Source organism: Verrucomicrobiota bacterium (assembly GCA_016871675.1).
In the GTDB taxonomy this organism is placed as follows: Bacteria; Verrucomicrobiota; Verrucomicrobiia; order Limisphaerales; family VHCN01; genus VHCN01.
In genome coordinates, this window is record VHCN01000040.1 from 1 (window position 1) to 20,802 (window position 20,802).

At 65.9% G+C, this 20,802-nt stretch carries 23 protein-coding genes; 18 read left to right on the plus strand and 5 right to left on the minus strand.

From position 1 onward, the window contains the following. Nucleotides 1-870 precede the first annotated feature (870 nt). Nucleotides 871-1,674, plus strand: a complete 804-nt coding sequence (locus FJ386_09705) for a YdeI/OmpD-associated family protein (GenBank protein ID MBM3876978.1) — start codon at nt 871-873, stop codon at nt 1,672-1,674. 73 nt (nt 1,675-1,747) lie between these two features. Continuing rightward, on the plus strand, nt 1,748-3,376 hold the full coding sequence (locus FJ386_09710) for a hypothetical protein (protein ID MBM3876979.1): 1,629 nt from the start codon (nt 1,748-1,750) through the stop codon (nt 3,374-3,376). Nucleotides 3,377-3,417: 41 nt separating this feature from the next. On the opposite strand, the gene FJ386_09715 is transcribed toward FJ386_09710, so the two are convergent. Further along, entirely contained in the window at nt 3,418-3,672 is a 255-nt protein-coding gene (locus FJ386_09715; GenBank protein MBM3876980.1) for a tetratricopeptide repeat protein, read from the minus strand. 85 nt (nt 3,673-3,757) lie between these two features. Between FJ386_09715 and FJ386_09720 the strand changes: the two genes are divergently transcribed. From FJ386_09720 to FJ386_09760, 9 genes are read left to right on the plus strand one after another with little or no spacing between them, the layout of a single operon-like run. Then, nucleotides 3,758-4,630 carry a YicC family protein gene (locus FJ386_09720; GenBank protein ID MBM3876981.1) on the plus strand — a complete coding sequence of 291 codons (873 nt, stop codon included), beginning with the start codon at nt 3,758-3,760 and terminating at the stop codon, nt 4,628-4,630. A 10-nt stretch (nt 4,631-4,640) separates the two neighbouring features. Beyond that, nucleotides 4,641-5,267 (plus strand): guanylate kinase, encoded by a 627-nt coding sequence (locus FJ386_09725; GenBank protein ID MBM3876982.1) that lies wholly within the window; start codon nt 4,641-4,643, stop codon nt 5,265-5,267. A 27-nt stretch (nt 5,268-5,294) separates the two neighbouring features. After that, complete coding sequence (locus FJ386_09730) at nt 5,295-5,852, plus strand: phosphopantothenoylcysteine decarboxylase (protein ID MBM3876983.1); 558 nt, start codon at nt 5,295-5,297, stop codon at nt 5,850-5,852. A gap of 11 nt (nt 5,853-5,863) precedes the next feature. After that, nucleotides 5,864-7,522: a hypothetical protein gene (locus tag FJ386_09735; GenBank protein MBM3876984.1), complete on the plus strand. Its 1,659-nt coding sequence runs from the start codon at nt 5,864-5,866 to the stop codon at nt 7,520-7,522. Beyond that, nucleotides 7,519-8,949, plus strand: a complete 1,431-nt coding sequence (locus FJ386_09740) for a sigma-54-dependent Fis family transcriptional regulator (protein ID MBM3876985.1) — start codon at nt 7,519-7,521, stop codon at nt 8,947-8,949. Before FJ386_09735 ends, FJ386_09740 begins: the two co-directional genes overlap by 4 nt. Next, a complete protein-coding gene (locus FJ386_09745; GenBank protein ID MBM3876986.1) occupies nt 8,946-9,251 on the plus strand; it encodes a hypothetical protein in 306 nt (101 codons plus the stop codon). The genes FJ386_09740 and FJ386_09745 overlap by 4 nt, the downstream gene beginning before the upstream one ends. After that, nucleotides 9,248-10,123: a presqualene diphosphate synthase HpnD gene (hpnD, locus tag FJ386_09750; GenBank protein ID MBM3876987.1), complete on the plus strand. Its 876-nt coding sequence runs from the start codon at nt 9,248-9,250 to the stop codon at nt 10,121-10,123. The genes FJ386_09745 and hpnD overlap by 4 nt, the downstream gene beginning before the upstream one ends. Further along, nucleotides 10,110-10,943, plus strand: coding sequence for a ChbG/HpnK family deacetylase (locus tag FJ386_09755; protein MBM3876988.1), 834 nt, complete (start codon nt 10,110-10,112; stop codon nt 10,941-10,943). Before hpnD ends, FJ386_09755 begins: the two co-directional genes overlap by 14 nt. Before the next feature lies 1 nt (nt 10,944). Continuing rightward, nucleotides 10,945-11,379, plus strand: coding sequence for a hypothetical protein (locus FJ386_09760; GenBank protein MBM3876989.1), 435 nt, complete (start codon nt 10,945-10,947; stop codon nt 11,377-11,379). 9 nt (nt 11,380-11,388) lie between these two features. On the opposite strand, the gene FJ386_09765 is transcribed toward FJ386_09760, so the two are convergent. After that, nucleotides 11,389-12,090, minus strand: a complete 702-nt coding sequence (locus FJ386_09765; protein ID MBM3876990.1) for a hypothetical protein — start codon at nt 12,088-12,090, stop codon at nt 11,389-11,391. Then, nucleotides 12,051-14,189, minus strand: a complete 2,139-nt coding sequence (gene shc, locus FJ386_09770; protein MBM3876991.1) for a squalene--hopene cyclase — start codon at nt 14,187-14,189, stop codon at nt 12,051-12,053. Before shc ends, FJ386_09765 begins: the two co-directional genes overlap by 40 nt. A 75-nt stretch (nt 14,190-14,264) precedes the next feature. On the opposite strand from shc, the gene FJ386_09775 reads away from it, so the two are divergent. The 7 genes from FJ386_09775 to FJ386_09805 all read left to right on the plus strand — a co-directional run bounded on the left by FJ386_09775 (nt 14,265) and on the right by FJ386_09805 (nt 18,248). Then, nucleotides 14,265-15,101: a GTP cyclohydrolase I FolE2 gene (locus FJ386_09775; GenBank protein MBM3876992.1), complete on the plus strand. Its 837-nt coding sequence runs from the start codon at nt 14,265-14,267 to the stop codon at nt 15,099-15,101. 177 nt (nt 15,102-15,278) lie between these two features. Then, on the plus strand, nt 15,279-15,887 hold the full coding sequence (locus FJ386_09780; protein MBM3876993.1) for a transcriptional regulator: 609 nt from the start codon (nt 15,279-15,281) through the stop codon (nt 15,885-15,887). Nucleotides 15,888-15,889: 2 nt separating this feature from the next. After that, nucleotides 15,890-16,057 (plus strand): 50S ribosomal protein L33, encoded by a 168-nt coding sequence (gene rpmG / locus FJ386_09785; protein ID MBM3876994.1) that lies wholly within the window; start codon nt 15,890-15,892, stop codon nt 16,055-16,057. A 3-nt stretch (nt 16,058-16,060) separates the two neighbouring features. After that, a complete protein-coding gene (rpsR, locus tag FJ386_09790) occupies nt 16,061-16,321 on the plus strand; it encodes a 30S ribosomal protein S18 (GenBank protein MBM3876995.1) in 261 nt (86 codons plus the stop codon). 99 nt (nt 16,322-16,420) lie between these two features. Next, nucleotides 16,421-17,251, plus strand: a complete 831-nt coding sequence (locus FJ386_09795; GenBank protein MBM3876996.1) for a hypothetical protein — start codon at nt 16,421-16,423, stop codon at nt 17,249-17,251. 6 nt (nt 17,252-17,257) lie between these two features. Beyond that, nucleotides 17,258-17,725, plus strand: a complete 468-nt coding sequence (locus FJ386_09800; protein ID MBM3876997.1) for a transcriptional repressor — start codon at nt 17,258-17,260, stop codon at nt 17,723-17,725. Nucleotides 17,726-17,744: 19 nt separating this feature from the next. Then, entirely contained in the window at nt 17,745-18,248 is a 504-nt protein-coding gene (locus FJ386_09805) for a hypothetical protein (protein MBM3876998.1), read from the plus strand. On the opposite strand, the gene FJ386_09810 is transcribed toward FJ386_09805, so the two are convergent. Both FJ386_09810 and FJ386_09815 read right to left on the minus strand, forming a co-directional pair. Further along, nucleotides 18,245-19,051 carry a DNRLRE domain-containing protein gene (locus tag FJ386_09810; protein ID MBM3876999.1) on the minus strand — a complete coding sequence of 269 codons (807 nt, stop codon included), beginning with the start codon at nt 19,049-19,051 and terminating at the stop codon, nt 18,245-18,247. The two genes, FJ386_09805 and FJ386_09810, sit on opposite strands and share 4 nt — an antisense overlap. Before the next feature lie 62 nt (nt 19,052-19,113). Then, a complete protein-coding gene (locus FJ386_09815) occupies nt 19,114-20,802 on the minus strand; it encodes a DUF1501 domain-containing protein (protein ID MBM3877000.1) in 1,689 nt (562 codons plus the stop codon).

Below are 20,802 nucleotides of genomic sequence, written 5' to 3' on the forward strand. Positions count from 1 at the left end.
CAACCAAGCTGGATGAGGCGCTGGCGAAAGTGAAGTCACTGCTCTGACGCTATGACCGGCGGCGAGGCCCTCAGCGCCATCACGGGCAGCGGGGATGACTTCGGGCAGGTCGTCGCGCTGTGCGAGAGCCCCGGCGACTACTGCCTGACTGGCGGGCTCGCCACCAACGCCTACGCCGAACCGGTTTACACCATGGACACGGACTTCGTGCTGGCGTCCGCCAACTCGCGCGCGCGGGTCGCTGGCGGCGCCGGGATTTGCGATCGAGGAGTTTGCCCACTCGCTGAACGCGCTGCGCGCCGGAAGTCAGTTGCGAATTCAATTCACCAAGGACCCGCGCTACGCCGCGTTTCCGTCGCGGGCTGAGCGGCGCGAAGTGCCCGGCCGGTCGCTTCGGGTCTCGAGCCTTGGCGGCTTGGTGCAGGGGAAACCTGTGTTTGCGGCGAACCAGCTTTGGATTGGGGGCGCTCAGTTCCCGCGGCTGCGATTCCGTAGCGCGCCCTTCGGCGAGAGTTCGAGGGACGCACCGCAGGCTGGCTATTCACGCGCACTCCGGCTTAGATGCCGGCATGCATTTCCCCCGCTTCTGGAGCAGCGCAGGCTCGGGCACCTGCGTGGCTTGGGGTTGGTCCGACGAAAGCGCGGCCGCAGCCCACGCTCACGCCGAATCGCGCTTGCAACGCATTCGCGCGCTGCTCGGCAACGGACGCGAGAGACTCCAGCGCGGATACGGTTATCCCGACCGGCCGATGCGGGAGCCGGTGGTCCGGGACTTTCGCGACGCCAGCGGTCAACTCGCGGCAGCAGTCACGCGCAACGGCTACGGCAGCCTCGTGCTCAACACGGCGGGACTGATGTTCGTGGACGTGGATGACACGGAGCCCGCGCCGACCGGTGGTTCAGTCCTTTCTCGGTTGTTCGGCGGCGGCAAGAAACCCGCCCCACCACCGCTCGAGACGCGCGTCCGCCAGTCCATCGAGAGCTGGATCAAGTCCCGTCCCGACTGGGGCTGGCGGCTGTATCGCACGCGCGCGGGCTTCCGGCTCGTCGCGGCGCACGCGCCGGTCGCGCCGGAGTCGGCGGACACGCAGTCGGCGTTCGACGCGTTCGGCGCGGACAAGTTGTATCGCGCGCTGTGCAAGTCGCAGGCGTGCTTCCGGGCGCGGCTCACGCCCAAGCCGTGGCGCTGCGGTTCGAGAAACCCGCATCACCGCTGGCCCTTCGCGGACGCAGGAGTCGAGGCCGCCTTCCAAGAGTGGCAGCGCGACTATCTCGCCAAGGCGGCGGCGTTCGCGACATGCGAGCTGCTCGGCAGCTTTGGAAATCCAAGTCTCCATCCGGCGCTGCGCGAGCTGGTGGAATTCCACGACGCGACATCGCGCGCGACTTCGAAACTGCCACTGGCCTGACCCGACCCTCGACGCCGACGAAGCCGAGACGCCCGCCCCGCGCAAACGCCGCGCCGAACTGCCCATGCCCGCGGACCTGGCCAGAGCCATCAAGTCGTCCCCGAAGGCCGCGGCTTTTTTCGAGTCCATCCCGCCATCGGCGAAGCGCGAGTTCATCGAGTGGGTCACCGGGGCGAAACGGCCCGAGACGCGAGCGAAGCGGCTGGCGGAATCCGTGAAGATGCTCGCGGGCGGACATCGCCGGAACGAGCAGTATCGCCGGTGAGGGGTCGCTTCGCCCGGCTTGCCTTCGCGCATGGGCCCGGTATGCTCCCGCCATGACCTGGTCGCGCACCCGCATGCGTCCACTTCTCGTGGCCGTCGTGAGTTCGATGGCCTGGAGCGCGTCCGCCGCCGGGCATCTTGTTCCCGTTTACGGCGAGGTCGTGGACGCCGAGTCCGCCAAGCCGCTCGCGGCGCGCGTGTATTTGCAGGGCGCGGATGGGAAGTGGCACTTCCCGAAACCCGTCCCGCCGTCCGGCAGCGCGGTGCGATACGAAAAACGCAGCGGCTTCAACACCAACGCGACCGAGTTCCACACCACGCTCTCGGCGCACATGTGGGTTGTCGAGCTGCCGGCGGGCAACTACACGGCGACCGTCGAGCGCGGCAAGGAATGGACACCTCTTACGAACCGCTTCGCCGTCGCCGACAAGCCGGTGACGCTGCGCCTGCCGCTCCGCCGCTGGGTGAACATGGCCGCGCGCGGGTGGTTCAGCGGCGACGCCCACAATCATCGCGCACCCGCCGAGCTCGAATCCGCGATGCTCGCCGAGGACGTGAACGTGGCGCTGCCGATGATTGACTGGACCACGGTGGACACGGTCGCGCCGACGCTCAGTGACAGGAACGCGAAGGGCATCTTCGGCTCCAAGCCCGTGGTCGTGGATCCAACCCACCTCTGGTATCCGCGCAACACGGAATACGAAATCTTCCACTCGGGCGGGAAGGCGCACACGCTCGGCGCGTTCCTCATCGTCGGACACCGGGAGCGGTTCGACATCCCGGTGTTTCCGCTCCGGCGCGTCTCCGAGCGGGCGCACGCGGAAGGCGGGTTGATTGACCTCGAGAAACACAACTGGCCGTGGTCCGTGGCGATCGTGCCGGTGCTCCAGCCGGACCTCTTCGAGCTGGCGAACAATCACCACTGGCGCGTCGAGTTCGGCGTGCGCAACTGGGCCGTGCCCGCGCCGCAGTGGATGCGGCTGGCCGAGCGCGGGCTCGGGAACGGCAGCGGCACAGACACCGAGCTCGCGTGGACGCATTACGGTTTCGAGACTTACTACGCGCTGCTGAACTGTGGCTTCCGCATCCAGCCGACCGCGGGGACGGCGAACGGCGTGCACCCGGTGCCGCTCGGATTCAGCCGCGTGTATGTGCACTGCGACGGCGGATTCGGATTCGACAAGTGGATGAAGGGACTCGCCGCCGGCCGCAGCTTCGTGACGACCGGGCCGATGGCGCTCGCGGTGATGAACGGCAAGCTGCCCGGCGAAGTGTTCAAGTCCGCGGTGCCCTTCCGCCGGACGAACGACATGGAAATCGCGACCTCGCCCAACAAGACTCGCTGGGAACTGCTGCAGAACGGCGAGGTGGTGTGGACGTTGAAGAACCACACCGGCGACAAGATGACCGCCGGGTCCGCGGGCACCTTCGCGGACAACGGCATGGTCACGGACACGTCATGGTTTGCGTTCCGCATCTTCGAGGAACTGCCGGGCGGACGCATCCGCTTCGCGCACACGGCGCCGTGGTGGGTCGAGATCGAGGGCCGGCCGCTGCGGCCGCGGCGCGAGCAGGCGGAGTGGTTCGTGAAACGAACCGAGGAGGAAATCGCGCGCCACACCGGCGTCATCGGCGACGAACCGCTCCGCGAATTCAAGCAGGCGCTCGCCGAATGGCGGAAGATTCTCTCGCGGGCGGAGTGAGGGCGGCCGAACATCCGCGCCGCATTCGTAGTCCCGTCGGGTCACAAGTCCGGCGGGCGCACGATGCCCGTGCCGAGCGTGCGCTTCCTGACCGAGAGAATCCGGTTGAACAGGAGTCTCGCGGCCTCGGAATCACCCCGGTCCCGGAGCAGGCCGGCGACTTGCGTGAGCGTCTTGAGCGTGTGAAGATTGTCGGGCCCGTGGCGCCACTCGCGTCCGGCAGGCGCGGCCTTGGAGGCCTCGATGGGGCAGCCGGCAGGGTCAAGATTTGCGCGGGAGTTTGCGGAGCGCGGCACGGATTGCAACCGGGAAGCCGCCGCCGGGGCGGTTTTGTGTCGCGCCCGCGCGGCCGGATGCGCATAGTCCGCGCACATGAAATCCATGACGGGCTACGGCCGCGGCGAGTGCGCCCGCGGCGGCCTGAAGGTGACCGTCGAGGTCAGCTCGGTGAACCGGAAGCAGGGCGAAGTCTCCGTCAACCTGCCGCGGGATCTGGAGCCACTCGAACCGCAGGTTCGCGACGCGACCAACCGATCCGTCGCGCGCGGCCGCGTCACCGTGCGCGTCGCGCTGCATGCCGCCCAAGACCGCCTCGCGAGCAAGGCGCGCGTGAACGCCGCGCTCGCGGCGGCTTACGCGAAGGAATTCCGCAAGCTCGCCCGGGCGCTCAAGACCGGGCCGAACGTGAGCCTCGACCTCATTCTCGGCGCGCCCGGCGTGATGGAGACCGCCGAGACGCCGGCGGACGCCGGGGACTTCTGGCCGGTGGTGCGCGACGCGCTGGCGCGAGCGCTGGCCGCCCTCGTGAAGATGCGCGAGCGCGAGGGCTCGCACCTTGCGAAGGATCTTGCCGCGCGGATGAAGTCCATCGCCGCTGCGGTGGCGCGCATCCGGGCGCACGCGCCGAACGTGCTGAAACGACACCGCGAGCTGTTGGTCGAACGCATCAGGGCCGCCGGCCTCGAGGCGCCCCACGACGGCGATGAGCGGCTGTTGAAGGAGGTGGTGCTCTTCGCGGACCGCTCCGACATTTCGGAGGAACTCACGCGGTTGCAGAGCCACTTCAAGCAGTTTGAGGATTGCGTGAAGTCCACCGAGCCGGTCGGCCGCACGCTGGATTTCCTGTCGCAGGAAATGAACCGCGAAATCAACACCATCGGCGCCAAGGCGAACGACGCGCTCATCTCGCGCGAGGTCGTCGCGGTCAAGGTGGAACTCGAAAAGTTTCGCGAGCAGGTGCAGAACGTGGAGTGACATCCCACCGATGACCCAAGCCTCCGCCACGCCGCTGCTCATCGTGCTCTCCGCGCCGTCGGGCGGCGGGAAGACGACGCTGTGCGAGCAATTGCTCGCGTCAAGTTCAGGCGTGACCCGCGCCATCACCTGCACGACTCGTGCGCCGCGCGAGGGGGAGCAGGACGGCGTTCACTACTTTTTCCTTTCGCCCGACGACTTTGACCGACGCGTGCGGGCGGGCGAATTCCTTGAGCACGCCACGGTTTACGGCAACCGCTACGGGACGCTTGCGGGCGAGGTGCTCGCGAAGCTTCGCACGGGTGACGACGTGCTGCTGGCCATCGACGTGCAGGGTGCGGCGGCCGTTCGCGCGCGGGCGATCGAGGACGCCACGTTGCGTCGCGCCCTCGTGACGGTGTTCCTCACGCCGCCCTCGCTGGACGTGCTCGCCTCGCGGCTTGCGCGGCGCGGGCAGGATTCCGCGGAGGCAGTTCAGCAACGGCTGGCGGTCGCGCGCGAGGAGATTTCGCAGTGGCGCCAGTTCGACTACCTCATCCTCAGCACGACCATCGCGGAGGACCTGCGGCGGCTGCAGGCGGTCCTCGAGGCCGAGAAAATGCGGGAGTCGCGCGCCACGCCGCCATTGCTCGGCTGAGGCGATGCAGTTAAGCTCCCCGCACCCATGAGCCACGGCAAGCGAATCGTCCTCGGCGTGACTGGCTCCATCGCGGCGCACAAGGCCGTGGATGTGTGCAGCCTTCTGGCGAAGGCGGGTTTCGAAGTGAACGTGGTGATGACTGCGGACGCGCAGCGGTTCGTCACGCCGCTGCCTTTCAAAACACTTTCCCGGCGTCCCGTCGTCACCGACCTCTACGACGAGGAGGAGGGCTGGCGTCCCACGCACATCCGGCTCGCCGACGAGTCGGACTTGTTGCTCGTCGCGCCCGCGACAGCCCACTTCATCGCGAAAATTGCGCAAGGCCTCGCCGACGACGCGCTGACGTGCATCGCGCTCGCGCTGAACCCCGACGCGAAAGTGCTCGTGGCGCCGGCGATGAACGGGAAGATGTGGCGGCACGCGGCGACGCAGTGCAATGTCGGCACGCTGCGCCTCCGCGGCGTCGAGTTTCTCGGCCCCGAAGAAGGCATGCTCTCGTGCGGCTACGAGGGGATCGGCCGGTTGGTGGATCCGGCGCGCATCGTCGAAAGGGCCGCGGCGGCGCTCGGCGTCCGTGTTTGAGGGGGTTCGAAATGGCGTCATCCTCCACATCGCGCTGGCCGGTTTTACGGGAGCTCATTTCACCGCGGCAAGTCGCCGCCGACATCCGCGCCGACCGCATCCGGTTCATGGAGCGGGACGTGGGCCTGACCATCAAGCTCTTCGTCCTCGCGAGTTTCGCGTATTTTCTGTATTCGCCGGAGTGGTTCGAAGGCAGTCCAAGCATCGGGCAGATCGGCTTGGAGACGATTCGCGGCGCCTTCATTTCGTATCTTGTGCTCAACATCCTCACCGGGGTTGTGCTGCTCGCCATGGATCACCTGGCGTTGGTGCTGGTGGAATGGTCGGTGTTCGTGGTGAGCCTCGCGGACAGCCTGTTCGTGGCGCTGCTGGTCGTGATCACGGGAGGATTGGAAAGCACCATCTATTGGGTCTTCCTGTTTATCATCGTCCGAAACGCCGTCGGCACGCCGGTGGTCCGGCGGCAAATCGCATTGAACGCGGCCGTCATCGTGCTCTTCGTCTTCGCGGGGTTTCTCGATCAAACCTGGCGGACGCTTGGCGCCGAGTATCAGAAGATCGAGGACGTTTTCGCGCCGGCGACCCAAAAGACGAAGTCTCCAAACTCGAACACGAATGCGGCCGCACGAGGTGTGGATTCGCCTAATGGAGCGGCGGTCACGCCCCCCCCGCCTGCCAAAGGGCGGAAGTCGAACCCACCCAAGCGCGGATTGTCGACTCTCGAAGGCCAGCCGGATTTCGGCGCCGCCGCGATGACGACCTTCCTCACAATGTCCGAGGACCGGGCGTGGGAACGAGTGCTGACCCGCGTGCTGCTGCTCACGTTGCTCGCGGCGAGCTGTTACGGCATCAACGTGCTGACGGACCTCCGGCTGGCCCTGCTCGAGGAGGCGCGCGAGTTCACGATGCGTCAGGAACAACTGCGCTCGACGGGCCGTCTCGCAGCCGAAATCGCCCACCAACTCAAGAACCCGCTGGCCATCATCAACAACGCGGCGTTCAACCTGCAGCGCTCGTTCCACGATGCGAAGCCCGCGCCGGGCGCGCACCCGGGCATCATCCGCGACGAAATCAACGCACATTCCAACGTGGCGATCTGCGTCGCCTGTTCCGGCGCGCACCTCGACATCATCCGCGACGAAATCAACCGCTCCGACCGCATCATCACGGAGTTGATGGGCTACGCGCAACTCTCCGAGGGGCGCGTCGAAAAACTCGACCTCGTCGAGGAACTCGACAACGCAATCGCGCAGGCTGTGCCCACGGGCGCGGGATTCGAGATCACCATCGAGCGCGATTACCGCCAGCCGTTGCCGCCATTGCTCCTGCAGCGGGCGCACTTGCGCGAGGTGTTTGTGAACCTGCTGCTCAATGCGCGCGAGGCTCTCAAGGGGCGCGGCCGCATTCGCATCGCCGCGCTGACAGGCGAGCGCGACTCGGTGATCGTCTCCATCCACGACGACGGCCCGGGCATCCCCGAGTCGCGGCAGGCGCAGGTGTTCGAGGCATATTACACGACGAAGGAAAAAGGCACCGGGCTCGGCCTCGCCATCGTGAAGCACAACGTCGAACTCTACGGCGGGAACATCCGTCTCGAATCCGGGCTTGGAAAGGGCACGCGCTTCACCCTACATTTTCCGGCCAAAGCCCTGCTCCGCGTTACCTCATGAGCGTTGACCTGCCCCCGCTGTTGTTCATCGACGACGAGAGGAACATGCGCCTCTCGATGAAATCCGTGCTCGAGGATGAAGGCTACGACGTGGAAACCGCCGAGTCCGCCGAGCTCGGGCTCCGGTTGCTGGCGCAGCAGAAATTTTTCATGGTCATCACCGACGCCCAACTCACCGGCATGAGCGGCTACGGGCTGTTGACGGTTCTCAAGCGCGACTACCCCGGCGTCCCCGCGCTGATGATCACGGCCTACGCGACGCCGAAGCTCGCCGTCGAGGCGCTCAAGGCCGGCGCGACGGACTACCTCCCCAAACCGTTCGCCCCCGAGGAACTCCTCCACGCGGTCCGCCGGTGCGCGGGAAGTTATCAACTGCTCGCGGAAAACCAGGCGCTTCGCCAGCAAGTCACCCAAGGCTACCGCCTCGACCACATCATCGGCGAGTCCCCGAAGGTGGTGGAACTGCGCCGCCTCATCCAGACCGTCGCGCCGAGCAAGGCGAGCGTCCTGATCCTCGGCGAAAGCGGCACCGGCAAGGAACTCGTTGCCGGCGCGCTTCATTGCCTGAGCCCGTGCGCCGCGGGGCCCTACGTCCGCATCAATTGCGCGGCCATCCAGGAGACCCTGCTCGAGAGCGAACTGTTCGGGCACGAGAAGGGCGCGTTCACGGGCGCGATCAAACAAAAGCCCGGGCGCGTCGAGGAAGCCGACGGCGGCACCATCTTTCTCGACGAGATCGGCGACATGAGCCGCGCGCTGCAAGCCAAGCTCCTGCGATTCCTGGAGGACGGCACCTTCACGCGCGTCGGCGGGACCGAGGAACTCAAGGTGGACGTGCGGCTGCTCGCGGCGACAAACCGCGACATCATCGAAGCCATCCGCAACAACTCCTTCCGCGAGGATCTTTACCACCGACTCAACGTGGTGCAGCTCCGGCTGCCGCCGTTGCGCGACCGCGGGCGCGACATCATGCTGCTCGCCGAATACTTCCTCGTGCAGTATTGCCACACCCTGGGCAAGCCGATTGCCAGGCTCTCGAAGGGCGCCGAGGCCAAGCTGCTCGTGCACCACTGGCCCGGAAACGTCCGCGAACTCCGCAACGTGATCGAGCGCGCCGTCATCCTCGAGGACACCGCGCAAATCCAGCCCACCAGTTTGCCGGATTTCGAACTGGAGACACGCCTGCGCAAGTCCGGCGGGAAAGCCGAGTTCATGGCGGCGGGACTGTCGCTCGACGAGGCCGTGGCCGCGTTCGAGCGCGAGGTCGTCCATTCAACGCTCGTCCACAACAACTACTCCATCAACAAGACCGCCGAGCAGCTCAAGGTCACGCGCCACGCGCTCCGCTACCGCATGCAACGCCTCAACATCAACACCGAAGGCGGCCCCGGTGACGCCGCCGAACCCCAACCCGCCGCACAGGAATGAGCCGCCTCTTCCAGCACGCGCCACTCGCGTCCGCCGACCTGCCGCCCGAGCCGCCCTCAAGCGCGGTGACACAGGCGTTTCACGAGACGTGGTTTATCATCGCCGCCGCGCTCGCGCTCGGCCTGCTGTTCCTGCTTTGGGCAAGGTTCCTTCGCAAACCCGACGAAAGTGGCCTGCGCCGGCGCCGCGTCGAGGGCGCGCGGCACGGGCAGCGCCCGACCAACCCGACACTCGCTGAAACCGGCGGACTGCCGCCCGTTCGCGACTCCGAGCCGCCGCCCAACCCGCCCCCGGCACGATGACTTCGCCCGTCAGCCAGTCCATCACGCGCCGCAGCGCCTCGAACCTCGCGCTCGCGTTCGTGTTGTTGCCCCGCGAAAAGCGCAGCGCGATGAGCGCGCTTTACGCGTTCTGCCGCGAGGTGGACGACGTGGCGGATGACGAGTCGCGGCCCGTGTTCGAGCGCCGCGCCGCGCTCGCCGCGTGGCGGACGGACATCCACCTCGCCTGCCACGGCGGCGCGCCCGCATTCGCGGTGAACCGCGAACTCCAGCCGTTCATCATCCGGCACAAGCTCCCGTTCGAGCTGTTCGAGGACCTCATCCGCGGCATCGAGATGGACCTCGACATCAAGCGCTACGAATCGTGGGAACAGCTCGAACAATACTGCTACCGCGTCGCGTCCGTCGTCGGCCTGTTGAGCATCGAGATCTTCGGCTACGCGAATCCCGCATGCCGCGACTACGCCATCCACCTCGGCAAGGCGCTCCAGCTCACGAACATCCTCCGCGATATCCGCGGCGACGCCGAGCGAGGCCGCATTTACCTGCCCCTGATGGAACTCGCGCGCTTCGAGGTGTCCGTGGACTCGGTCATGCGGGGCGAGTATTCCGACCGATTCCGCGCGCTCGCGGAAAGCGCGGCGGCGCGGGCGAAGGACCACTACCAGCGCGCGCGCGAATGCCTGCCACCGGAGGACCGCCGGTCGATGGCCACCGCCGAACTGATGGGCTCGGTGTATTGGCGCCTGCTTCGAAAGCTCGAGTCGAAGCAGTTCAACGTCTTCGGCCCGCGCCCCACGCGGCTCACCAAACTGCAAAAACTCCTGCTGATCGGCCGCACGTGGTATCGCACCGCCACCGGCGCGCTCGTGCCGAACTATGGCGCCTCCTGACGCGCCCCGGCGCCTGATCGTCAATGCCGACGACTTCGGCCGCTCGCGCTCCGTCAACGAGGCCGTCATCCGCGCCCATCGCGAGGGCATCCTCACGACCGCCAGCCTGATGGTGAACGAACCCGATTGCGCCGGGGCCGTTGCGCTGGCCGCGGCGAACCCCGCTCTCGGTGTCGGCCTGCACCTCTCGCTGCTGTGCGGCAGGTCGGCTCTTGCGCCTGATCGAATCCCGGGCCTCGTGAACGGACGCGGTGACTTCAGCAACAATCCGGTTGGCGTGGGCATGAGGTATTTCTTCGACCGCAGCCTGCGCGAGCAGTTGCGTGCGGAGATTCACGAGCAGTTCGCGCGCTTCCGGGCGACGGGCCTGCCGCTCGACCACGTGAACGGCCATCTGCACCTGCACCTGCACCCCGTCGTGTTCGGCATCCTCATGGAAGACGCGCGCGCGCTGGGCATCCGCCACCTGCGCCTGACGCGGGATGACCTCGGCCTCAACACCCGGCTGGTGCGCGGACGGCTGGCGTATCGCGTCTCACACGCGGTCATTCATATCGTGTTATCCGCGCGCGCGCGGTCGCCGCTGGCGGTTCGCGGCATCAAGCACACGGACGTTGTCTTTGGCCTTCTTCAAGACTCGCGCGTGGACGAGGACTTCGTTCGCAAGCTGCTGCCGCGGCTGCCGGCGGGCGATTCCGAGCTTTACTCGCACCCGTCGCTCGACGATTTTCGCCACGAGTTCGATGCCCTTGTGAGCCCGCGCGTGAAGTCACTCGTCGCCTCGGAAGGCATTCAACTCATCCGCTACCAGGACCTCTGAGATGACCAAGCTGCTCCTCGTGTTGATCGTCGCGCTCATGTTCGAGGCCGTTGGCGTGGTGTATCTGAGCCGCGGCCTCAAGCAAATCGGCGAACCGGCGCAGATCACCGCGCGGGAAATCCTCCGGCTCGTCGGCCGCGGCGCATCCAACCGCAGCATCCTCCTCGGCGTGCTGATGGAGACGATTTTCTTCGGCGCGCTGCTCTACCTCCTGTCGCAGCGCGACGTGAGCCTGATCTGGCCGCTGACGGCGCTTGGCTTCGTGATCACGGGGCTCGCGGCGAGATTCATCCTGAACGAGCAGATTTCCGCGGCGCGCTGGGCGGGCATCGCGCTCATCGTCGCGGGGGCGGCGATCATCTCATGGAGCGAGAAATCGAAGGAACGGCAGCGCGCGATCGAGGATGCGGCGCAGCGGGCTCTCGAAGCGAAGTAGCCGCGCGGGTCAGGGCGCGATGGCGCGGCAGAGGACGCGCGCCAGCGCGGCGGCAGCCGACTTCACGCGGCGCTGGAAGCGGATCAACTCCGGCACCTTGCCCGGCGACTTCGCAAGCGCCCACGCGAGTTTTCCACAGTCCATCTGGAGGTCCGGCGTCATCAGCGCATTGAAGTCGAGCGGGAGGTTCTCGTCCGCCGCGTCGGAGATCACCCGGACGGTCGCGCCCGGCACACCCCGCTCGCGGCACGCGGCGCGGATGACTTCGGATTCCATCTCGACAGCGTCAGCTCCCGTGGCTGCGCGAAGTTCGCGTTTCGCTTCCGCCGTGACCGCCACCTCCGGGGCGCAATGAAATCGCGCCTGCCGTCCGCCCGCGGCGACGAGGGCGGCGACCGCGGCGAATCCTTCGTCCGCGTCGAACACCACCGTCCCCGTCTCAAGCGAAGGATCAAGTCCACCCGCGAACCCGGAGGTGATCACGCAGGCGGGAGCTGTGCCTTGGGCGAGCACCGAACGAATCGAGCGCTCCGCGTTCTGACGTCCCATGCCGGTCACGACGACTCGCACGTCCCGCAGTTCGGGCGTCACGCGCAGGAAAGGCGCCGCCTCCTGCCTGACCGCGAAGCACACAAGGACCGGAGCGGCCATGAAGTCACGACGGATTGGAGTCAGGAGCCGACGGCCGGTGCGGCGCCGAACGCCTGACATGAATGCCCGCTGGACAAAACTCCGGCGCCTACGGAACGAGTCGCACCCACGGCAGCGGCGTCGGTCGGTTCCCGCATCGCGGTCCTCCGGCTCGTCGCCAGCGCGAGCAGCGGCCACGCGTTCCGGTAGATGTCGTATTTCAGGTAGAACACCCTCGGAAATCCCGTGCCGGTGGTTTCGTCCTCGGTCCATGAACCGTCCGGATTTTGTGCGCGCACGAGATAGTCGACGCCGCGCAGCATCCACGCGTCGCCGGGATCGTCGAACGCGGCAAGTCCCATCACGGCCCAGGCGGTTTGCGACGCCGTGCTCGGGCCCGCGGCCTTGAAGATCGGGTCGTCGTAGGTGTTGCACCGCTCGCCCCAGCCGCCGTCGGCGCGCTGGACGGACCGCAACCAGTCGCGCGCCTTGAGCAGCCACGGCTCGCGCATGTTGTGGTTCATGGCTCGCAAGCCCCGCAGCACCTGCCACGTGCCGTAGATGTAGTTCACGCCCCACCGCCCGTAGAAGGAACCGTCGCGCTCCTGGGCTTCGCGGATGAACCGCAGCGCGCGCTGCACTTGCGCGTTGTCCAGCCCGGCTCCCTCGAGGCCCATCACTTCAAGAATGCGCGCGGTGATGTCCACGCACTCGGGATCGAGCATGGCGTTGTGGTCCGCGAAGGGCACCTTCTCGAGCACGCTCCTGGTGCAGTCGCGGTCGAAGGCAGCCCAGCCGCCGTCCTTGCACTGAAACGCGAGCATCCAGTTGTAGCCGCGGCGAAAGCACTCGTCGCGGCGCCGCCGGTCGGCGGTCGGGACGAGTCGCAGCGCGAGCAGCACCATCGCGGTGTCGTCCACGTCTGGGTTCCACTTGTTGTTGTATTCAAACACCCAGCCGCTGGGCTCGATGTCGGTCGGGTTCTTGTGTTGCCAGTCACCTTTGAAGCGAATCTCGCGGTCCATGAGCCAGCCGGCGGACTTCACGAGGCGCGCGTCATCGGCGGGCACGCCGGATTCGCGCAGGCAGATGTTCACGATGGCCGTGTCCCACACGGGCGAGAAGCACGGCTCGATGCGGACGGATTCCTGCTCCTCGTGCATCAACTTGACCAGTTCGGCGTGCGCGCGGACGACTTCCGGGTGGTCGTCGGGATAGCCGAGCGCGAGGAGCGCGATCAGCGAGTTGAGCATCGCGGGGAAAATGGCCGCGAGACCGTCGCTGCCCTCGAAGCGCTCGATCATCCACCGCTCGGCGCGGCGAAGCGCGGTCGCGCGGAATGGATGCAGCCCCCGGCGGTTGACCCACTCGGCGAGTTGATGAAGCCGGTTGAGCCAGAGGAAGAAGTTGCGCCAGCCGAAGTCGAAGTAGCGCGGCCGGATGGCCTCCTCGAGCTCCCATTTGCCGCCGGGATACAATTCGTCGAGGTCCACCTTGACGCGGCGAGTCGGGCGGAAGTGGTTGATGATCGCCAGCGGCACGAGCATGGAGCGGGTCCAGTTGCTCATGTCGTGGAAATTGACGTGAAACCACTTGCCCAGCAGGATGACTTCACACGGAATCACCGGCACGTGGTGCCACTCCACCAAGCCGATGAGCGCGAGGTAGAGCTTGGAAAAAGTGTTCATCCGCGGCACGCCGCCGAGGTGCATGGCCATCTCGCGCGCGGCGAGCATGCGCGGGTCGGTGACGGGCACGCCGGCCAGCTTGAGCGCGAGGTAGGCCTTGACGGTGGCGTTTACTTCCGCCGGGCCGTTGAGATAAATATTCCAACCGCCGTCTGGCAGTTGCTTGGAGAAGATGTGATTGACGGCCTTGCGCTGCCACTCCGCATCCACGCGCCCCCACCAGTGATAGAAGGCGAGCATGTCGGACACGAGCGTGGAGTCCACCATGAGTTCGCCGACCCAGTAGCCCTCCGGCTTTTGGATGCGAAACAAGTGGTCCTGCGCGCGGCGGATGGCGGCATCGACCCGCGGCTGGGATTCGTGGGCGGAACCCGCCGACGCCCGCGGCTCGGCGCTGCTGCGGCTTGGAGTCGTAAAAACTGACACGCGACGAAATGTGCGGGAGCGGGGCGATGGGGTAAAGCACTTTGCTGCCGGCACAGCTCGCGACATGGAGAAACGCGGATCTCACCGGACGGGAAGCCGATTTCCGTTTTGCTTCGGAGCCGCCGCCTGCTAGCGTGCGGAATGATTCGTGAGGCCGGGACTGAATTTGCAGTAACGCCGTGGGAACGCGAGGCCCGCGCAAAGGCGGCGCTGCACGACGTTCAAAGCGGTCGCGACCACCGCGAGCTCCGCATCGACAAGGTGGGGGTGCGCGGATTGCGCTTCCCCATCCAGATCCGCGACAAGGCGCACGCGGTGCAGAACACCGTTGCCACGATCGGCCTCTTCGTGGACCTGCCAAAAGAGTTCAAGGGCACGCACATGAGCCGGTTCATCGAGGTGCTCAACGCCCACGGCCGTGTCGTACACGTCGAGAACATCGAGGACATCCTTCTCGCGATGCAGTCGAAGCTGAACTCCCGCGTGGCGCATCTGGAGATGGAGTTTCCGTTCTTCCTCACCAAGCACGCGCCCGTCTCGGGCATGGCCGGCGTGATGGACTACACGGCCCGATTCGACGCGACCGCCGTCGGCAACGAGATCGACTTCGTGCTGACGGTGACGACGCCGGTAACCACCCTCTGCCCGTGCTCCAAGGCGATCAGCCGCCACGGCGCTCACAACCAGCGCGGTCACTGCACCGTGGCGACCCGCTCCCGCAAGGCGATCTGGATCGAGGACATCATCGCGCTCGTCGAGTCGAGCGCCAGCAGCGAGCTCTACTCGCTGCTCAAGCGGCAGGACGAGAAAGCCGTGACCGAACGCGCTTACGAAAACCCCGTGTTCGTCGAGGACCTTGTGCGCAACGTGGCCGTGAAACTGAACGCGCACCCGGACGTGACGTGGTATCGCGTGGAGGCGGAGAACTTCGAGAGCATCCACAACCACAACGCCTACGCGCGCATCGAAAAGGGTTGAACCGCGCGGCCCGGCGGGGGGAGCGAAGTTGCGGTTTGAGCCTGATTTCACGGGCGATTTCGATGCGGGATTTTTCCCAAGTTTTGTGTGGCGTATTTGAAGTCCTTTGATACATTCGCGCACTCTTGAAACGGGCGGTGCGTTCCGCCGACAGACAATCGAACGAATTTTCGAGCCGTGACTACGAAGAAAAAGGTGAACAAGAAGACACGTTCCCGCCATCGCAAGGCCAAGTCTCTCGGCACGGCGAGCGCCGCGTCCATCCTCGGCATCGCCCCGGTCAAGGCCGCCGCGAAGCGCTCGAGCTACGCCCCCAACGGCAAGGTGAAGATCAAGCGCGAGTGGCAGAAGTATTACACCACGCTCCTCCAACTGCGCGACCGGCTCCTCCACCAGATGAGCGGACTCGCCAAAGAGTCCGCGGAGCAAATGGCCAGTTACAGCCTCCACATGGCCGACTCCGGCACGGATAATTTCGACCGGGACTTTGCCCTCAGCCTGCTCTCCTCCGATCAGGACGCAATCTACGAGATCGAGGAAGCGCTCAAGCGCATCGAGAAGGGCACCTACGGCGTCTGCGAACTGACCGGCAAGTCCATTCCCGGGGCGAGACTCGCAGCCATTCCCTGGGCTCGATTCACCGTTGAATCCCAGGCGCAACTCGAGCGCGACGGCGCCATCCGCCAGAAGCGGCTCGGGCAACTCGGCTCGGTGGACACCACCGGTGGTCCCGAACCGGCCGAGGAAGACGACGAGGACGAGAAGCCCGCAAAGGAGAAAGAATAACCATGGCCCGAGAGATTGTGACCGTCGAGTGCACGGAGGCGCGCAAGCTGGGGAAATCCCCGTCGCGCTACACAACCACTCGCAACAAGAAGACCAAGACCGAGAAGCTCGAGATGATGAAGTTCAACCCGGCGCTTCGAAAGCACACGCTTCACCGCGAGATCAAATAACCCATGCCCCGCAAGAACCGAAACGAAAAGGAAGAGGCCGGCGGACGCCGCGGCGCCCGCGCGGAGAACCGGACGCCACGCCCGAAGCCCAAAATTGACTTCACCGTCGATCTTCTGGACTTCCGCAATGTGAACCTGCTGCGCCAGTATGTGACCGACACCGGCCGTATCCTGCCGCGCCGATACACCGGCCTTCCTGCGCACTATCAGCGGCGCCTCACCAAGGCCATCAAGCGAGCGCGGCACATGTTGTTGATGAAGTAAGCAGCGACCGCCCGCCACCTGCCGGCGGGCTTTCGTTTGCCGTTTTATTGCGAGTGGTTTGCAACTGGTCCGCCCGACGCCGAACCGAATCCGACCCGAATGGACTACCTGATCCTCCTCTCGTCGATCATCGCCGGGGCGTTCACCGTCCTGAAGTTCAAGCTTCAGGACCGCGGCTACATCAAGCTGTTCAACTCGTTTACCGGCGCGTATCTGCTGTCGCTCACCTTTCTGCACCTCCTGCCGGAACTCTACGCTCACCCGCCAGGAGATTCGGAGCAAGGCGCGCACGGCAGCCACTACGTCATCGGTGCGCTGATTCTCGTCGGCTTCTTCGTGCAGATCGTCCTCGACAGCATCTCGATGGGAGTCGAGCACGGCCATTCGCTGCAAGTCCACGACTCGCCGGGCCACGGCGACCATCATCATGGCCCAGGTGAAACCCATCACCATCACGGCCCGGGCGGGCACGGCATGCGGGCGGGATTGCCCGTCGGCGTCCTCGCCGGGCTTTGCATGCACGCGTTCATCGAGGCGATGGCGCTTGGCGACGCGCACACGCACCACGACCCCGGGTCGAGGCGGATGCTGCTCGTCAGCATTGTCATTCACAATTATCCCGTCTCGATCGTGCTGCTCGTGATGCTTCTGCACTCCGGCATGTCGCGCAACCGGGCGCTTGGCTTTCTTGGGCTGTTTGCGGCCATGGCGCCGCTCGGCATGGCTGTGAGCGGCTTCACGGAACTTGCCCACCACACGCGCGAACTCACCGCGGTCGTCATCGGCATCTTCATGCATATCTCGACGACCATTCTTTTCGAAAGCAGCGACGGGCATCGTTTCAACCTTCAGAAAGTGGTCGCCATCGTCCTCGGCGTCGGGTTCGGCGTCCTGACCGTCATGACCCAAAGCCACGGCCACGTGCATTGACGTGCGATGAACTGCGCCTGTCATTCAGACCACTCCGCCGCGCCGCTGGACGATCTCACGGGCAGGTTGCGCGAGGGCGACCGCAGGATCACGGGCGCGCGCGCGCGCATTCTCGACGTGCTGCGGCGCCATTCACACCCGATGACGAACCGTGAAATCCACGGCCATCTGCCCCGGGGCACGTGCGACCTTGCGACGATCTACCGCTCGATGCACCTGCTGGAGGACCTCAGCCTCGTGCAACGGTTCGATTTCGGCGATGGAATCGCGCGCTTCGAACTCGTCGGCGCGCACAAGTCCGGCCATCACCACCACCTCATCTGCATCAAGTGCTCGGGCGTCGTCGAACTCGAGGAGTGTTTCCCCGCCGAACTCGAGCAGCGCATTGCCCGTGCAAACGGTTTCACATCCGTAACCCACAAACTCGAGTTCTTCGGCGTCTGCGCCGCGTGCCAGAAATCGCCGGCCCGCTGAGCCCTCGATCCCTGCGGCCGTGAACACGCCGCCCCCCCTCCCACCGGATCGTCCAGCCTCCGCAGCCGAACCCCTGCTTCGGAAGGCGGGCGCGCAAAGCCCTGCGAGCGATGCGAAGGCCGCCGCCGGCCTCGCCGATCATTCGAAGCGCGCCTGGAAGCGCCGCCTCGCTGTCGCCTTCAGTGTCGTCCTTCCGGGGACGGGTCATCTCATGCACCGTCGGTGGATTACGGGCGCGGCATTCATGGGGGTGTTCGCGTCGTGCTTTCTCACGGCGGTGACGCTGTTCCTGATCGGGGCGTGGGAATACTACAGCATGGCTTCGGATGTGAACCTCCTTGAAGGGGACAAGCTGGAACGGCTGCCGGAAGTGTTTCGCACGAAGTGGCTCATCGGCCTCGCGATCGTCGGTGGCGTCACGTGGCTCGTCGCATTGATCGACCTGGGCCGAGTCTCACGGGCGCCGCCGCCGCGAGCCGACAATCCGACAATCCGGGGACACTGCGGCGGGCGGGAGCACTAACCCCGCCGGCGTCCGAGCCACGCGAGTCCAAGCAGGCAACCAAGGCTCGCGAGGCTCGCGGGTTCCGGCACGGGTTCGTATTGGATGTGGAGCAGAGGCGCGTTGAGTGCGTCCTCGCGCGAGCCGAACCGCCGCGCGGTGAACGCTTCGGATTCCGGCTCCACGAGCAGCATCCAGCCGAAATTCTGCAGGGGCGCGTCGAGCCAAGCCTGCACGTCGGCGGCGATCGCGGAGGTGAATCCAAACGAGTAGGGCGAGTTGCCGACCGTGTAAACGACCTGCGAGGCGCTCGTGGCGGCTGCGAAGTCCGTGCCCGCGGCACCGCCCGGGGCAGACCACGACGCGACCCCGTGCAGGCGCTGCAGCCACGTCGCCTCGCCGCTCGACGCCGGCGCGCCCTGCCCCGGATTGTTCGGGTTGGCCGCGACCTTGTTGCCCTCACCCCACGACACGAGCATCCGATGCAGGCCGAAGGAGCCGATGGCGTAACCATCCGCGGGTTGACGCGTGACTTCGAGCACGAGCTCGACGCTTGTGATGAGCGAGCCGGCGGGGATGTTCGCGGCGATGTCGAACTGATAGAGCACGCGTGTCTTTGTGTTGTTCTGCGTGACGCCAGCGGTCGTGAAGAGCTGCGCCCCGAGGTTGTTATTCGGCGCCGTCTCGCTCAATGACGTATCTGCGACGGGTCGCAGGGTGACGGATTGCGCGGCGCCCGCCTCGGGGCAAAGGAGGGCGGCGAGCCCGGCAACCACCGTGCGGAGGAATCGGGCGAGATTCCAGTGTGCGAGACGAGAGTTCACGGGCGTCGTGAGATGATCCTGCCACCAGCCGGCGCGTTTCGCACGCGCAACTGTGCGAGGAATCAGACTAGGAGATCCGGCTCACCCATGATGGCCGTCGTGGTGCTCCCGCTTTCGATGGGCGAGGCAACGGTGCCGCCGGAGAGGAGGTGTTCCTGCGATTCGTTGGCGTATCCGGGGATGATGCGGTTGAGCTGCGTCTGCGTCGCGCCGAGGTGCTGCCGGATGATGCGGCCGAGCACCGAGCGGTAATCATACGCGCGCTTCAAGTAGCGGTTGCTGATGCCGAACATTGAACCGGTGGCGTTCGCGGGGGCGGCGCCGGCCGGCCCGTTGACCCACGGAACACTGTCGCTTGTATGGCATCCAAATACACCCGTCGTGGCGCCGGGCTTTCCGTAACCCTTCACCGCGCCGCCGGCGACGAGCATTCCGCCGCCCTCGGCGTGGTCGGTGCCGGTGGAGTTGTTCTCGATCGTGGTGCGACCAAATTCGGAAAGGGTCACGATCACGAGGTCATTCCAGCCGATCTGGGCGCCGGCCATCTCCTGGGCGCCGCCCTTGCCGTAGATGCGGAAGAACTTCCTCAGCGAATACAGGGCCCACGCGACCTGGCGCTGGAGGTTTGCATGCGCCCCGGTGGCGCCGCCTTGCGCGCTGTGCGTGTCGAAGCCGCCGAACTCCGTGCCCGCGACGATGGCGTCGGTCCGGTTCAGGATGAGCGCCGCCGCCTTGAGGTTGCTGAAGAGCGCGGCGGAGTTGCTCGGCACGACATACTTGTTCGTGTCGTTGCCGTGCATCGCGTAGCCGCCGTTTTTCGCGCTCGTCGTCGGGAAGAGGTGATAGGGCGCGGACTCGCCGTCGAGCGCGGTGTCGTCGAGGAACGTGTTGCCGTTCTCGGTGAAATCAATGGCCGCGAAAATCTGCAGCGTGCTCGTCATGTTCGCGTATTGCAGGCTTAGGAGCTGGCGGTTGAGCTTGTCGGGGAACGCGAACGGCGCGGCATTCGTCACCGCGCCGAACGCCTTCGCGTTCGCATTGGTCGAGGTGTTGGGGATGCCGAGCAGGTCGTAACGCAACGGGTCCGTGAGGTTGGTCATCGCCGCCTGCGAGCCGCGCAGGATCAACGGCAGCGCCGTCTGAAGCGTGACGCCCGTGAGCCCGGTGGATTTCGCGGTGTTCTGCTGAATGGCCTCGAGCATCGTGCGGTAGAAGATGCCCTCCTTCTCGAAGTTGTTATTCGGTGCGCCGTTCTCCCAGTAGTTCTGGGAGTCGAAATGCGAGCGCGACTGGCGCGGGTAGCCGACGCGATGGATCACCGCGAGGTCGCCGGCGTTGTAAACTGGCGCGAGAAACTTGAGCGACGGATGCAGCGCGGCGAATCCGTTGCCGAGCCGGATGGCGCTGTTGTAGGAGAACGTCGCCGCGGCAGCGTTCGAGTTCACAGGGAAGTCGCACGGAATGTTGCCCACGGAGTAATCCGTGAGGCCGTCCTTCGGGATGACCGTCGTCGGACGGTTGCTCGCGTTGTAGGCGGGGTCCTGGACGGGGATGATCGAACTGAGCACGTCGTTCCCGCCACGAAGCCAGATGAACAGGAGCTTCTTGCCGTTGCCGCCGATGTTGCCCTCGGCCAGCGCGCGCTTCACCACGAACGGAATGTCCGTGAGCGCCGCAAGCGCGCCGAGCGCCCCCAATTTCACGCTCCGGTCGAGAAAGCTCCGGCGCGTGATGATGTTCGGTGTGTTCAT